The sequence below is a fragment of the Mucilaginibacter segetis genome (genome assembly GCF_016522075.1).
Classification (GTDB): domain Bacteria; phylum Bacteroidota; class Bacteroidia; order Sphingobacteriales; family Sphingobacteriaceae; genus Mucilaginibacter; species Mucilaginibacter segetis.
In genome coordinates this window covers 1,620,432-1,634,868 of sequence record NZ_JAEHFW010000001.1, presented here as the reverse complement: position 1 = coordinate 1,634,868, position 14,437 = coordinate 1,620,432, and the positions used below count along the sequence as shown (strand labels likewise).

Genomic DNA, 14,437 nt, shown 5'->3' with positions numbered 1-14,437 from the left:
CTAAATTAATTTACCGTTTGCCGGGATAAATCTTTAACGCTTCTGCCAGGCATATCATGGCCTCGTTTAAATCGTCATTATTTAATACATAGGCCATCCTAACCTCATTTAACCCGGCATCCGGTGTGCTGTAAAAACCTGTAGCGGGCGCCATCATTACAGTTTGGTTTTTATAGCTAAAGTCTTCCAGCATCCATTGGCAAAATTTATCAGCATTGTCAATTGGCAGCTTTGCCACCACGTAAAAAGCTCCTCCCGGGTTAGGGCAATAAACACCATCCATTTTGTTAAGTGCATTTACCAACGTGTCACGCCTAAGCGTATATTCCTTATTCACGGCTTCAAAGTATTCATCGGGGGTATCTACAGCGGCCTCCCCTGCTATCTGCTCCACCATACCTGGGCTTAACCTTGCCTGTGCAAACTTTAGCGCTGCTGCAATCACAGCCTTGTTCTTGGTTATTAAACATCCTAACCTGGCTCCGCAGGCACTGTAACGCTTGCTTACCGTATCCATCACAATAACATTTTCATCCAGTCCACTTAAATGCATAGGAGATATAAATAACCGTCCGTCATAACAAAACTCTCTATAAGCTTCATCTGCAAAAATATATAGATCGTATTTTAACGCTAATTCCTTTAAAGCCTCTAATTCTACTTTCGAGTATAAATAACCTGTTGGGTTATTAGGGTTGCAAATAATTATAGCTTTTGTTTTAGGCGTTATTAATTTTTCAAAGTCAGCTATAGGCGGCAAGGCAAAACCATTATCTATATATGATAATATTGGTTTTACTATGATATCATTTTGGTTGGCAAAGCCATTATAATTGGCGTAAAATGGTTCGGGGATTATCACCTCATCACCCGGGTCAAGGCAGGCCATCATACTTATAGTAATGGCTTCCGATCCTCCGGTTGTTACGATGATGTTTTCCGGGGAGATGTTATAACCTATTTTGTTGTAATACCCGGTAAGTTTTTTCCTATAGCTTAAAGTTCCTTCTGATGGTGTGTAGGCCCACACCTTAAAATCTATTCCTTTAATGGCACTCAACATCCCTTCGGGTGTTTCAATATCCGGCTGACCAATATTTAAGTGATATACTTTTTTGCCCTCTAATTTAGCTTTATCAGCAAACGGGGTTAATTTACGAATGGGCGAAGCGGGCATTTGTACCCCCTTTTGCGATATTTTTGGCATGCGCAAAATTAATAAAAGCAGTTAAATCTCAATCTATATCCTATAGTATTTTTGCGAAACAAAATCAAATAAAAAAGGTATCGGAGAACTCTCCGATACCTTATATAATATTAAATTAAAATTGTTACTTACTGCTTACCGCAGGTTTAGCTACAACTTCACCCACAATATTCAAATATTTAACAGGTGTTTTCGCGTTTGAGGTAACCACAATGGTTTTATTAAAGGCCGAAACTACAGCTGCATTGTAAGTGATCTTTATTGTACCTTTTTCACCGTTTTTAACCGGTGTTTTAGTATAATCAGCTATGGTACAGCCACAAGTAGGTCTTACTTCTGTTAAGATAAGTGGTTGAGTACCTACGTTAGTATACTCAAACACGGTTGTAACAGGTGTGCCTTGCGGTATTTTTCCAAAATCATGTTTTTCTTCGTTGAACTTAAATTCAGCTTTTTCATTATCTTGGGCAGATGCGGTAAAGGCAAAGCCAATAAGTACCGCGCATATCATCAATATTTTTTTCATAGTTATATATTTGCTTATTACAAATATAAAAGGTTTAATGTAAATTTAAAACTATTGTAAAAACAATGCGTTTTATACCATACAATAACCGATTTAAGGCCGATTATACCAAAAAACAGAATAGAATTTCCTAATTTTACCGCCTAAACAAAATTTTATATGCCCGAAACTGTATTAAATACAGCTAACAGTTTAACTGCTGCTGAGCTAAGTTTTGACGATTTCAGGAAGATCGTGATTGCAGATTACCGTGTTGGATTTGAAAGCCGCCAGGCGAGTATTATTGGCAGGCGCGAAGTTCTAACAGGTAAGGCTAAGTTCGGCATATTTGGTGATGGTAAAGAGGTTGCACAACTGGCTATGGCTAAGGCTTTTCGTAAAGGCGACTGGCGTGCAGGTTATTACCGCGACCAAACTTTTATGTTTGCTACCGGCATTAGCAACCTGAAGGAATTTTTTGCTCAGTTATATGCAAATCCGGATATAGATAAAGATCCTGCATCTGCGGGCCGGCAAATGAACTGCCACTATGCAACCCGTTATATTGATAAAGATGGAAACTGGACTAACCAGTCAGAAACCATGAATATAGCTGCGGATATTTCCACTACAGGTGGTCACATGCCGCGTTTATTAGGGTTAGCTTATGCATCAAAGTTATACCGTAAGAATAAAGAACTTGAATATCTGAAACAATTTTCAGTAAATGGAAACGAAGTTGCTTTTGGTACAATAGGAAACGGTTCAACTTCCGAGGGTTTGTTTTTTGAAGCATTTAATGCTGCCGGAGTATTACAGGTCCCCATGGCTATTTCAGTGTGGGACGATGCATACGCCATCTCTGTTCCTGCAAATCTTCAAACTACTAAAGAAGATATATCAGAAGTACTTAAGGGCTTTCAACGTGATGAGGATGGTAACGGATACGAAATTTTTAAAGTACCCGGGTGGGATTATGTAGCGCTTTGCGAAACTTACGAACATGCCATTAAATTGTGTCGCGAGGAACATGTACCTGTTTTGATCCATGTTATTGAAATGACCCAACCTCAAGGCCACTCAACGTCGGGTTCGCATGAGCGTTATAAATCAAAAAAACGTCTGGCTTGGGAAAACGAACATGATTGCTTGCAGCAAATGCGCAATTGGATGATAGAATCGGCGATTGCTACTTCCGAAGAAATAGACGAACTGGAGGCGAATGCCAAAAAGCACGTAAGGGAATGCCAGCGTGAAGCATGGGCCGATTTGGAGAATGAGATAAAATCGGAAAACATTACTGCTGTACACCTTATTCAACAAATGGCCAATCAATCTTCAAAAAAGGATGATCTGATTGCTGTAACTACCTCCCTGCAAACTTGTATTGACCCCGGTCGTAAGGATACTATTGCAACCGTGCGTAAAGCTTTGCGCCTAACACCACATGAACAAACGGAGGAAAGACAGGCTTTGCTTAATTGGCTTGCAGATGAGAATATAAAAAATACAGAACGGTTTAATTCCAAGCTGTTTACAGGGACACCGCAATCGCCATTGCTGGTACCGGTTATTGCCCCGGAGTATGCTGACGATGCTCCTCTAAAAGATGGCAGAGAAGTATTGAACGCATGTTTTGACGCCAATTTTGAACGTGATAAAGCCATTGTAGCCTTTGGTGAAGATGTTGGCGCGATTGGTGATGTTAATCAGGGCTTTGCAGGTTTGCAAAAGAAATATTCTGATTTACGTATTACTGACACCGGTATACGCGAAGCTACTATTATAGGCCAGGGTATGGGCTTAGCCATGCGTGGTTTAAGACCTATTGCTGAAATTCAATACATTGATTATCTGTTATATTCCATAACCGTTTTAAGTGACGATCTGGCCAGCCTGAGCTATCGTACAAGGGGTGGGCAAAAAGCACCGCTTATTGTACGTACACGCGGTCATCGTTTAGAGGGGATATGGCATTCGGGATCGCCTTTAGGAATTATACTTAACTCTATGAGAGGTGTTCACATTTGTGTACCTCGAGATATGACGCAAGCCGCAGGTATGTATAATACGCTTTTACGCGGTGACGAGCCAGCTTTAGTTATTGAATGTCTGAATGGTTATCGCTTAAAAGAAAAGTTGCCTGCTAATGTCGGCGAATTTACAATACCACTTGGCAAGGCCGAAGTGATAAAAGTAGGAACTGATGTAACTGTAGTTACATATGGCTCTACCTTGCGTATTGTTATGGAAGCTGCCGAGGAACTTGCCTCTATGGGTATAAATATAGAAGTTATTGATCCGCAAACCCTCTACCCTTTTGATACAGATAATACTTGTGGCACTTCCTTACAAAAAACCAACAAATTATTGGTGATTGATGAGGATATTCCTGGCGGAGGATCTGCTTATATTCTGCAAAAAGTAATTGAGGCCCAAAATGGTTACTTCTATTTAGATGCACAGCCAAAAACACTTTGTGCTGCTGAACATCGTCCTCCATACGGTTCTGATGGCGACTACTTCAGCAAACCATCTGTTGATGATGTGATTGAAGCGGTTTATAAAATGATGCATGAGGCTAATCCGGCAAAATATCCTGCTATTTATTAAACAGCGCGATATTTAATCAAATGCTATTGTATACTATTTATCGCTTACTTTCAAATCGTTGATATCATCCAACAAAAAGCAATGTTGATGATGGGTCATACCTGTTTTTGGGTAATAATTAATTGCTGCGGGAGCCGCCAGTAAGATAAGTTTGGCATTAATAGAATGTATTTTAGTTTCACGGATAAGTCTTAAGCCTATCCCCATTTTTTGAAATGCTTCATCAACTGCCAGATCCGACAGGTAAGTGCAAAATGCAAAATCACTTAACGATCGCGCAATACCTACCAGTTTCCCATTATTACGTGCAGTAATAATGAGATTAGCATTATTACACATGGCTTCTATTCTATCAACATCAGCTACCGGCCGGCGCTCGGCTAAAGTACTGCGCTTTAAAACATCAATAAACTCTTGGGGGGCAAGTACGTTTTCACGTTGATATTTTATGTCTATTGAAGATTCCATATTAGATGGTCAGAGTTTTAAAAAATAAACCATTACTTGTAATACAATGTTACTATAAATTCCGGCTAAAACATCATCCATCATTACACCTGTACCACCCGGCAGTTTTTCCATTTTACGAATGTATAATGGTTTTAAAATATCAAAAAAACGGAATAATATCAACCCGCATAATAACAAATATAAGTTAGCCGGAATAAATAACATCGTTACCAAGATTCCCGAAACTTCATCAATCACTACCCTATAACTATCCTTTCCCCAATAGGGCTCCACCTTATCGCCTACATATATACCCAATAAAGTTATAAACAAAGTAATTACCGGTAGGGCAGCAGGCGTATGCCATTGCCAGATCCAATAAATCAACGGGCAGGTTACTATGGCAGCCAGTGTACCGCCGCCTTTTACGTAACCTATTCCAAATATGGATGCAATTAATTTATGCATTTATATAGATTATAATTATAAGCTACTTTCATTTTGAATTAGCATTCTTTTTGGGGAAATTAAATAACAGAGAGGTTATCACAGGAATAACAAATATTGCAACAGTAAAAATAGAGACAATTACATCCGCTTTATCTTTTTCAATAAATAATGAGAATGCCGTTTCTGGCCAAAAATGCGTATACAAAGAAGCTGTTAACTTTATGCCCAGAATACCTATTACTATAAATGCCGCAAGTTCTAAAAAACGAAAACGTTCTATTAATTTAACAAATGCCTGAGCAACAAAACGCATTGCCAAAATACCTATGAAAACACCTATGTAAATTAAATACACATGATCGGTAAAGGCCACTGCGGCAAAAACGTTATCAATGGAAAAGGCGAGATCCATTAATTCTACTAAAGCAACTGTTGCCCAAAATGTGCCTATCAATCCAACTGTAGAACGATAAAGCCAATTTTTATTTTTATCAATGCTTTCATCATTATTATCAACACCGGTTTTTGACTTGAAATAATCTACTGCCAAATAAATTAAATAGATACCTCCTAATGGTTTAAGCCACCATATTTTCACCAACCATGATGCCAACAATAAGCAAATGCCTCGTAAAACATATGCACCAATTATTCCATAACGTAATGCCCGGCTACGCTGGTCTTTTGGCAGATCAAGTACCATAGTTGCAAGCACCGCTGCGTTATCAACAGAAAGTAAACTCTCAATAACAATTAAATTCAGAATTATAAGTAACCCTGCCTTTATATCATCGCCTAACAGGGTATGTAAAAAATCCATCTGGTTATTTTAGTGATCTGCGGATAGCGGCAAATATAGTATCTGTTAATTTAAATTAACAAAATTGGTAATTTGATAACTTAAAAGTTATTGTGCAGTGATTGAAATACGATAAGCTTGAACAGCTCTTATTATAGATTGTACTATTTCATTTTGTCCCTGTTCCGAATTCAGGTATTCCTCCTCATCCGGGTTATTAATAAACCCTGTTTCAATTAATACAGCGGGCATCGCACTATGCGCCAGCACTAATACCCCCTGCTCCTTTACACCAACACTTTCTCTGTTGTCGGTATTTTTAAATTCATTATTAAGCAAGTCGCCAAATAGTATGCTTTGCTTACGATATTTTTGTGTAAATGCTTTTAAGACTATAACATTGGCGGGGTCATTTTCATCATATGCCTTATAATTATCCTTATAGTCTTTCTCTGCAAATATAGAGGCGTTTTCTCTTACAGCTTCTAACTGCTCCTGCACCCGATGAAAACCATAAACCAGTAACATTACTCCTTTTCGTTTATTAGGTCGGCTTGCTGTTCCTTCTGGTGATGAATTACAGTGAATGGATATAAATAAGTTGCCCTGGTTTTTATTGGCGATATCAGAACGTTTGTTCAACTCAATAAAAGTATCATCGGCTCTGGTCATCACTACATTTATATCTTTTATCTGGGTTTGTATGGCTAACTGTAATTTTTTGGCTATAGACAGGGCCACATTTTTCTCCTGTGAATATTTACCATGAGCACCGGGGTCTTTACCGCCATGCCCTGCATCAATAACAATTGTTTTAAATTTAAATCCTTGAATTTTGATGGTGTCCGTTAAATATGTAACAGAACAAATTGCCTTGAACGGTAAAACTGATAGACCAATTACAATTAATAGTCTTAAATGTCTTTTAAGCATTTATATAATGAAATTAGCCTTAACGTATATTTTGATAAAATAATATCTGTAGTAATAAAATTATTTACTGTTATGCAACATTATTGCAAATATTACTAATATTAATGATGAGGTTTTTTTTCGCATTTGGGGCATATGCCATTAGCATATAAGGTAAAGCTTTCGGCTTTAAAACCTTCAGGTAGTGTTAAACCCGGTAAATACAGGTCATTAATACAATAAACATTTTTACATCGTGTACAATTAAAATGCAGATGCTCATCGTGATGGTGATTTTCCTGACAGCCGGATGAACATACTGCATAATTAGCAGTTCCATTCAAGTCGAATACTTTATGAATTATTCCTTTTTCTTCAAAAATATTTAAAATACGATATAGTGTAACCCTATCAATATCATGCATTACATTTTCAAGATCGGGTTGTGATGTAGCTGTAGTTTTTGAATACATCATGGAGAGTACCCTTAAACGCGGAGCAGTTTTTTTCAAATGATGCTTTTTCAGCATATCTTCAAATTGGAAGGTGTTTTTTACCTGTGTCATTCTAATTTGCTGTAATTATACCAAAATAACACAATTAATTGTGGTTGGAATGATCATGTTTTAAATGAAAATAATTATCTCCGGCCTGGCAGGTACCGGCGTATTTATAATTTACAAAATGCGCTATCGCAATTACTATCCCCCCAGATGGCACTACCACGGCTTCCAGCCAGCCGCTAATGAGCAAATGGCCCGCAATCACTGTTACAAAACCCGCAATTAATAATATCAACGGCAATAAGCGATGATGAATTTTTACGGATGTTCCTATAGATGAAACACCTACTAAAAGCGCAAATAATATCATTATCCATTCTACCCATGGATTAGCTAAAAAACCCAGACCGACAAGTGGTAAACTGGTAAAAAATATGGGTACAGCTGCGCAATGTATAGCACATAAAGTCGATGCCGTCATTCCAATATTATCCAATTTTTTAAGGTTCATCTTAGATGATCTCATGTTGCAAATATAATCACAAATGCAACAATATTTCATTTAGCATGTCAAAAAGTTAATTTTATGTGTATTACGACATATCTATGACGATTGCGTTTTTATCATCACATATTTTCATTCATGTTTTTTGATGGATGTTAGCTAATAAAACCTCTAAATAGTATATTGCTCACATATTTTTATAATTATAAATATGTCTATCAAATTATTTGCTTTATCAGTTTTTACAATTTTATTAATCAATATTGCTCCTGCAACTTGTCAAAATATTAAAGAGCCTCAATCATTAACAGTACTTCAGCAGAAATTCGTTGATTTGCGATTTGGCATGTTCATTCATTTTAATATCCCCACTTATATGAATGCAGACTGGCCGGACCCCGACGCATCACCAACTATTTTTAACCCAACAAAATTAAATTGTGATCAGTGGGCAAAAGCTGCTAAATCTGCAAATATGAGTTACGGTTGTCTTACCACTAAACATCACAGCGGTTTTTGCATCTGGGATACTAAAACCACCGATTACAATGTAATGAACAGTCCACTTAAACGGGATGTTGTTAAAGAATTTACAGATGCATTCCGGGCAAACGGCCTTAAAGTAATGCTATATTATTCTATATTAGATACCCATCATCGCTTGCGGCCCAATGCCATTACTCAAAAAGATTTTGAGATGGTAAAAGCACAAATAACCGAACTATTAACCAACTATGGAAAAATTGAAGCTTTAATAATTGATGGCTGGGATGCTCCCTGGTCAAGAATATCCTATGATGATATACAATTTGAAGATATTTATTATCTGGTAAAATCATTACAACCTGATTGTGTATTAATGGATCTGAATGGTGCAAAATATCCCGCAGAAGGTTTGTATTATACAGATATAAAAACCTATGAAATGGGTGCCGGTCAAAGAGTTTCTAAGGAAACTAATCGTATGCCTGCACTAGCCTGCCTCCCTCTTAACCAAAACTGGTTTTGGAAAACTTCATTTCCTACCACGCCTGTTAAAGATCCGGTGAAGTTAGTTAATGATAATATTATACCCTTAAATAAAGTTGATTGCAATTTTATCCTCAATGTTGCACCAAACACGGAGGGGTTAATTGATGATAATGCCTTAGCAGCACTTAAGCAGATTGGTAAGTTATGGCATAATGATGGCCCTGCACCAAAGTTAACGCCAACAGGTGCGCCGATAATATCTACCAATTTGGCGAAAAATAAAATGGCGAATTCCAGTTGGAGTGATGACTCTGAAATAATGGACTTTGCCAACGACGATGACTTTACAACTTCGTGGGTATCGAATCCTAAAGTAGAAAAGCCCTGGTATGAGGTTGATTTCGGGCACGATATCGCTTTTAATAATATTACAATAGCCGAACAGAAACCAAACATTACCAAATATCATCTGGAATATTTAAAAGATGGCAAATGGACACCTATTTTATCTGCCGAGAACAGTGCTAAGGTTAAAATAAACCGCTTTAACAGAGTTTGGGGAAATAAGGTAAGGGTTTGGATAGATAAAGCAGATCACCAGGTTTCCATAGCCGAATTTGGTGTTTATAATGAAAGAAGGTAATTAAGTATTTTAAAGCCAAAGAAGATTATTGCAATTTTCCGTAATTAGATTAATAACATGCTTTATTTAAAAAACCGGCATCAATAAATAATGGAAAAGTATTAGAGTTAAAAGAGGCTACACTGGCTACGTAATCAACATCCAGATTGAAACTCAAAAGCATAAGTTCGCTGTTATGACCGGAAATGTTATCTGGTAATGGGTGTTCGCCATTTAGTGATGGTACAGATCTTAAAATATCTCCTAACCCCTCGCCCGTGGCTTTTAAAATCGTCTCTTTACGTGTCCATAAAGTGAAAAACTTTTTAGTGGAGTTGTCCTTACCAATATATTCGGTTTCTTGGGTACTAAAGTGATCTTTAATTACATCATTAAATTTTAATAAAGGGTCAACATATTCGACATCACATCCTACCTCTGTAGATGAAATAGCCAATAATATCCAACATCCGGAATGTGAAATATTATACCGGACATTATCGGGATTGGTGTTTAAAATGTACGGTTTTTTATTTTCTGACAAAGCGAATCTTAGTTCCGCCGCCGGAATATTTAGGTAATTCGCTAAAACAGACCGTTGCATTCCGCGGCTTACTATAAATCTTATCCTGTCGTTTTCCCTGAAATATTTGTTTGCACGCTCAATTTCCGAATTATTTAGCAGGCGGATTAAAAAATCAGTCTGGTTAATAAAATCATCAATATTTATGCGCCAAATATGCATTTCATTGGGTTTAATGCGATATTCTAAAAACGAGTTCTTCCACACTATTCTATCTGCAATCCAACCAATTTTTATTCCCATGCGCAAACTTCTTGAAATACCAGGTATTAAACTATGATTTATCTTTTAACCGCTTTATCTAAACACTCCTGTAATATTTTAGCAAAAACTTTATCATTTGGATCCTTAAATATCGTGTTATGCTCACCGGGGATATTATGAATATTTATTCCTTTAAGCGCATAGGGCTTCCACCCCATATATTCAAAATCATCAAGGTAAAATGAACGTACTTCTGCTCTAAACAACTCTATTGTTATTTCATATGGTTGTATTCTATAGTGTTTTTGGGCAATATCATTCATCTGATCAATTTTATTAGAATAACCAAAAAAACCTGTTTGTTTTTGTTCTTTACCATATCTAAATCGCCAGTAAAAGCGGGTCGCCCCTCTTTTAAGTGCTTTGCTTCTGTGCTTAATGGTTTTAATAAAACCTTCCTGAAACGTTACAGAATACCAAAGCTTGCGTCCAAAATACATGCCCCGTTTGTAATGCTTTAATAACCATGGATCATAATGCGGTGTGCGATAAGCGTATGTGTCAAACATCGCCAACATTTTTACCTCTTTATTTAACGCTTCCAGTTGCCTGGCCATTTCAAACGCTATGATGCCACCGAATGAAAAGCCGGCAAGAGCGTAAGGCCCGTCCGGATTTTGGCTCATAATAGATGAAATATAGTGTGCTGCAATATCTTCTATTCTATTAAGCGGTTCATCAACCCCGTTTAGCCCTTTTGCCTGCAAACCGTATACAGGTTGGTCATCATCCATATGTTTAGCTAATGTATTGAATAATAGTACATTTAAACCTGCACCATGCACAATATAAATAGGCATTTTATTACCTTTTGGCTTTATAGGTACTAAAGAATCCCATGTAATGGAACGACCATCCCTCTGCAGCACAAGCGACAGTTTTTCTATCGTAGAATTTTCAAACAGTACTGCTAATGGTAAACGTTTACCGGTTTCCTTCTCAATACGCGCCATCACCTGTACTGCTATTAAGGAATGCCCGCCAAGTTCAAAGAAATTATCAAGTACACTTATCCTTTCAATTTCTAAATACTCTTTCCAAATATCATGTACTAATTTTTCGGTATCAGTGCGTGGGGAAATATATTGGCCAATGTTTGCAGCAATTAATGGCTGTTGAGTAATAAGTGCCTTTTTATTCACCTTACCATTAGGTGTTAATGGTATTTCGGATATAATAATAAAATTATCAGGTATCATGTAATCAGGTAGTGAACTATGCAATTCAATACGCCAATTGCTTATATTCTCATTATTGTTTTCACTCAGTGTATTGTCATAAACTACTACGTAAGCAACCAGTTTTTGAATGCCATTATAATCGGCACTGGTTACAACAACTGCTTCTTTTATATCGCTAATCTTTGAAAGATAGTGCTCAATTTCACCTGTTTCAATTCTGTAACCGCGTATCTTTATCTGATTGTCTGTTCTTGACAGATAAACTAATTCTCCATCACTGGTAAAAGTTCCAATATCGCCCGTACGATACATTTTTGCACCGGAAATAGCCGAAAATGGATCGTCTATAAACTTTTCGGCTGTCAGATCCGGTTTTTTCCAATAACCTTTTGCCACTCCTTCGCCACCAATGTATATTTCTCCCGCAACTCCTGGTGCTATGGGATTAAGAAACCTGTCTAATACATAAATACTCGTATTATCTATTGGTTTACCTATTGTGATTGTTTCGTCAGCATTAGTAATTTCTTTTATTGTTGACCATATGGTGGTTTCAGTTGGACCATATACATTCCATAGTGATGATGCACGATCAAGTATCCTCGATGCAAGATCAAGCGGCAGTGCTTCGCCTCCACATATTGCTTTTAACGGTTGATTTTGCCAACCTGCCTCTAACAAAATCCGCCAGGTATATGGCGTAGCTTGCATTAGGGTAATTTTCTGATTTTTAATTATCTCAAGCAGAGCGAAGCCGTCCTTGGCTATAACTGCATCAGTTAATATAAGTTGGGCCCCGGTTATGAGGGGCAAAAATATTTCGAGCCCGGCTATATCAAAGCTAATGGTAGTAACAGCAAGTAATTTATCTTGAGGTGTTATACCGGGGACTTTTTGCATGCTCAACAGAAAGTTAACCACATTATGATGTGCAATTTGTACCCCTTTGGGTGAACCCGTTGATCCTGAGGTGTATAATATATAAAGCAAATCGTCGCCTTTAATACATACATCGGGTTCATTAGAAGGGTATTCGGCAAGTTCGTGCCAAACATTATCAAGTAAAACTTCATTGCCATGAATATACTGTCCGCTGTAATTGCTTTCAGTCAGCAGTAATTTCGCATCCGAATCCGTCAACATATAATTAATCCGGTTAACCGGGAAAAGCGGATCAAGCGGAATATATGCCCCCCCGGCTTTCATTATTGCCAATAATGCTACCACTAATTTTTCAGATCTGTCAACTAACAGTGCAACACGATCTCCTTTATTCAGGCCAAATTTTATTAAGGCGTGAGCAAGCTGATTAGATTTTTCGTTGAGCTGTTTATAAGTATATTTTTGCTTATAGAACTGTAAGGCAACGTTTTCATAATTGACTGTAACTGTATCACTAATTATGGCAGAAAGCGATTTATTCTTGGGATAGCTAACTTTAGTATTGTTCCATAATTGTAATTTATTTTTAATTTCCTGTGCATCTTTAGTCGGAATTCTTCCGATCATAATCTCCGGATTTTTAACAATCTGCCTTAATAGATACTCAAACTCATCCATCATTCGTGTGATGGTTTCAGGGCTAAACAACTGGGAATTATAAGACCATTCTAATATCAATCCATCCTTTTGATCGGTAATGTTCAGGAATATCTCAAATGTTTCGTATTCTCTTGGATTGTTAATGTACTGGTGTTTAAGGTTGTAAAAATCCACCCCCTCATCCATGCCGATATCTATATTGAACACTACAGGGACGAGTGGTATACGTGATGCATCGCGAGGAATGTTTAGTTTTTTCAGCAAACTCCCAAATGTATACTGCTGATGCTCGTAAGCATCAAGTATGGCAGTCTTTCTCTGTTTTAAATAGTCAACAAATTGCAGTTCTCTGTCAGGTATGGTACGTAAAGCCAATAAATTTACACAGTGCCCCACCAGGCCGTAATTGCCTGTAGCAGATTGCCCCGCAGAGGGCAGGCCTAAAATAATTTCGTCCTGAGTTGTTATTTGTTGTAAAAAAACTTCGAAAGCAGCAAGCAACGCGGTAACAAAACTGCTGCCCGCCTTACGTGCCATTTTTTTAATATCGTTAACCAAATTGGCTTCTAAATTAAAATCGGCACGATTGCTTTTAAAAGTACGATATGTTGGTCGCGGATTATCTGTTGGTAAATTCAGCAGGTGGTCGCTCCCTTTAAACTGATCTATCCAAAAAGCTTCGTTCTCTCGCAAAGTTGCATCTTCTTCTGAAAATGATTGATCAACCGCATAATCACTAAATTGTGGGGCCGGAGGCAATATCGGTTCTATTCCTTTTGCAAAGGCTGTATAAAGTTTACTCAGGTCTTGTAAAATTACTCCTACCGACCAGCCGTCGCAGATAATGTGATGCGCAATAAATGTTAAATAATGTTCATCATTATTTAATTTGAACAGAGCCGTTTTAAACAACGGGCCATATACCAGGTCCATTGGAGTGATTGCATTTTGCCTTGCATAATTTTGTATAAATGATGCATTCTGTTCAGCTTCCTGAGTGGAGATATCATGATAATCGAAGCTAATTTTTGGATTATTATAAACACAGATAGTCTTACCGTCTCCACTAAATACGGTGCGTAATGCCTCATGGCGATCTGATAATGCCTGTAAAGCCAGGCGCATGGCATTGTCGTCAAACGGGCCGGTTAACAACAATGAAGCGGAATCATTGTAAGCACAACTTGCATCCGAACCACCTATTAAACAGGAAGTCCAAATCTCTATCTGTGGTTCTGTTGCCGGGGCAATCAATAAAATTTCGGGTCCTGCAAACGGGTCAAAATCAACAGGAAGGCCGTTTTTAGTAAAAATTTCTAATTCCAAATT

At 37.5% G+C, this 14,437-nt stretch carries 12 protein-coding genes; 2 read left to right on the top strand and 10 right to left on the bottom strand.

All coding sequences use genetic code 11. The annotated features are described in order from the left end of the window. Positions 1-10 precede the first annotated feature (10 nt). A complete protein-coding gene (locus tag I5M19_RS07460) occupies positions 11-1,207 on the bottom strand; it encodes a pyridoxal phosphate-dependent aminotransferase (protein ID WP_200065578.1) in 1,197 nt (398 codons plus the stop codon). 124 nt (positions 1,208-1,331) lie between these two features. Next, entirely contained in the window at positions 1,332-1,733 is a 402-nt protein-coding gene (locus I5M19_RS07455; RefSeq protein WP_200065577.1) for a DUF1573 domain-containing protein, read from the bottom strand. Between the two features lie 159 nt (positions 1,734-1,892). Here I5M19_RS07455 and I5M19_RS07450 point away from each other — a divergent pair, with 159 nt between their 5' ends. Next, complete coding sequence (locus I5M19_RS07450) at positions 1,893-4,325, top strand: alpha-ketoacid dehydrogenase subunit alpha/beta (RefSeq protein ID WP_200065576.1); 2,433 nt, start codon at positions 1,893-1,895, stop codon at positions 4,323-4,325. Positions 4,326-4,358: 33 nt separating this feature from the next. Here I5M19_RS07450 and I5M19_RS07445 read toward each other — a convergent pair whose 3' ends face one another. The 6 genes from I5M19_RS07445 to I5M19_RS07420 all read right to left on the bottom strand — a co-directional run bounded on the left by I5M19_RS07445 (position 4,359) and on the right by I5M19_RS07420 (position 7,965). Further along, a complete protein-coding gene (locus I5M19_RS07445) occupies positions 4,359-4,793 on the bottom strand; it encodes a GNAT family N-acetyltransferase (protein WP_200065575.1) in 435 nt (144 codons plus the stop codon). A 9-nt stretch (positions 4,794-4,802) separates the two neighbouring features. Further along, a complete protein-coding gene (locus I5M19_RS07440; RefSeq protein WP_200065574.1) occupies positions 4,803-5,243 on the bottom strand; it encodes a phosphatidylglycerophosphatase A family protein in 441 nt (146 codons plus the stop codon). 28 nt (positions 5,244-5,271) lie between these two features. Further along, entirely contained in the window at positions 5,272-6,045 is a 774-nt protein-coding gene (locus I5M19_RS07435) for a TerC family protein (protein ID WP_200065573.1), read from the bottom strand. Positions 6,046-6,132: 87 nt separating this feature from the next. Further along, positions 6,133-6,957: an N-acetylmuramoyl-L-alanine amidase family protein gene (locus I5M19_RS07430; RefSeq protein ID WP_200065572.1), complete on the bottom strand. Its 825-nt coding sequence runs from the start codon at positions 6,955-6,957 to the stop codon at positions 6,133-6,135. A gap of 101 nt (positions 6,958-7,058) precedes the next feature. Beyond that, positions 7,059-7,502 (bottom strand): Fur family transcriptional regulator, encoded by a 444-nt coding sequence (locus I5M19_RS07425; protein WP_200065571.1) that lies wholly within the window; start codon positions 7,500-7,502, stop codon positions 7,059-7,061. Positions 7,503-7,536: 34 nt separating this feature from the next. After that, positions 7,537-7,965: a MerC domain-containing protein gene (locus I5M19_RS07420; RefSeq protein WP_200065570.1), complete on the bottom strand. Its 429-nt coding sequence runs from the start codon at positions 7,963-7,965 to the stop codon at positions 7,537-7,539. A gap of 190 nt (positions 7,966-8,155) precedes the next feature. On the opposite strand from I5M19_RS07420, the gene I5M19_RS07415 reads away from it, so the two are divergent. Continuing rightward, on the top strand, positions 8,156-9,559 hold the full coding sequence (locus I5M19_RS07415) for an alpha-L-fucosidase (protein ID WP_200065569.1): 1,404 nt from the start codon (positions 8,156-8,158) through the stop codon (positions 9,557-9,559). 49 nt (positions 9,560-9,608) lie between these two features. Here the strand turns inward: I5M19_RS07415 and I5M19_RS07410 are convergent, their stop codons facing one another. Both I5M19_RS07410 and I5M19_RS07405 read right to left on the bottom strand, forming a co-directional pair. Beyond that, positions 9,609-10,364: a 4'-phosphopantetheinyl transferase family protein gene (locus I5M19_RS07410; RefSeq protein ID WP_200065568.1), complete on the bottom strand. Its 756-nt coding sequence runs from the start codon at positions 10,362-10,364 to the stop codon at positions 9,609-9,611. A 38-nt stretch (positions 10,365-10,402) separates the two neighbouring features. Then, on the bottom strand, positions 10,403-14,434 hold the full coding sequence (locus I5M19_RS07405; protein WP_200065567.1) for a non-ribosomal peptide synthetase: 4,032 nt from the start codon (positions 14,432-14,434) through the stop codon (positions 10,403-10,405). Between the last annotated feature and the right edge of the window lie 3 nt (positions 14,435-14,437).